The 1,063-nt window shown below is 69.3% G+C and carries 1 protein-coding gene; it reads right to left on the bottom strand.

Features of this window, described 5'->3' with window-relative positions:
- Window positions 1-111: 111 nt before the first annotated feature.
- The coding region (locus tag TW83_RS17885) for a phosphoglycerate kinase (RefSeq protein ID WP_045984143.1) at window positions 112-1,063 on the bottom strand (952 nt) is incomplete at its 5' end.

The following is a 1,063-nucleotide window of genomic DNA, read 5'->3' as shown; positions in this document are numbered from 1 at the left end:
CCCCGCCGATGGCCTATGCCCAGTGGCTCAAGATGCTTTGGGCCTATGAAGACGGCGCCAAGGCCGCCCAGACCGGAGGCTAGGGCGCGCCGCCACCGGCGCGCCGTTCGCTCAGCGCTTGGCGGCTTCCAGTGCTGCGACGCCCGGCAGGGTCTTGCCCTCCATCCATTCCAGGAACGCGCCTCCGGCGGTCGAGATGAAGGTGAACTCCTCCGCCGCACCCGCCTTGTTCAACGCCGCGACGGTGTCGCCCCCACCCGCGACCGACACGAGCTGTCCCTGCGCGGTCAGTTCGGCCGCGGCGCGCGCGGCGGCGTTGGTAGCCGCGTCGAAGGGCTCGATCTCGAAGGCGCCCAGCGGGCCGTTCCAGATCAGCGTCTTGCAGGCGGTCATCGCCTGACGCAATGCCTCGACCGTCTCGGGGCCGGCATCCAGGATCATCGCATCGGCCGGGCACTGATCGACGGGCAGCGTCTCGGACGCTGCGCCTGCCTTGAACTCGCGTGCCACGACGATGTCCACCGGCAGGTGGATCTTGCAGCCGGTGGCATCGGCCTTCTCCAGGATGGCAAGGGCGGTATCGGCCATGTCGCGTTCGGCCAGCGACTTGCCTACCTCGACGCCCTTGGCCACCAGGAAGGTGTTGGCCATGCCTCCGCCGATCACCAGATGGTCCACCTTCTCGACCAGGTTCGTCAGCAGGTCCAGCTTGGTCGAGACCTTGGCACCACCCACGACCGCCATCACCGGCCGCTGCGGATCGCCCAGCGCCGCGTCCAGCGCCTTCAGCTCCGCCTCCATCAGGCGACCCGCACCCGCATACATCAGCCGCGCCAGCCCCTCGGTCGAGGCATGGGCGCGATGGGCCGCCGAGAAGGCATCGTTCACATAGGCACCGCCCAGCGCCGCCAGCGATGCGGCGAAGGTGCCATCGTTCTGTTCCTCGCCTGCGTGAAAGCGGGTGTTCTCCATCAGGGCCACCTGCCCCGGCTGCAGCGCCGCGACGACGCGCTTGGCGGGACCGCCGATGCAGTCGTCGGCAAAGACGACCGGCTGGCCCAGC

It is taken from the genome of Paracoccus sp. S4493, from assembly GCF_000967735.1.
GTDB classification, from domain to species: domain Bacteria; phylum Pseudomonadota; class Alphaproteobacteria; order Rhodobacterales; family Rhodobacteraceae; genus Paracoccus; species Paracoccus marcusii.
The sequence above is the reverse complement of the archived record's forward strand: the minus strand, read 5'-3'. Positions and strand labels throughout refer to the sequence as shown.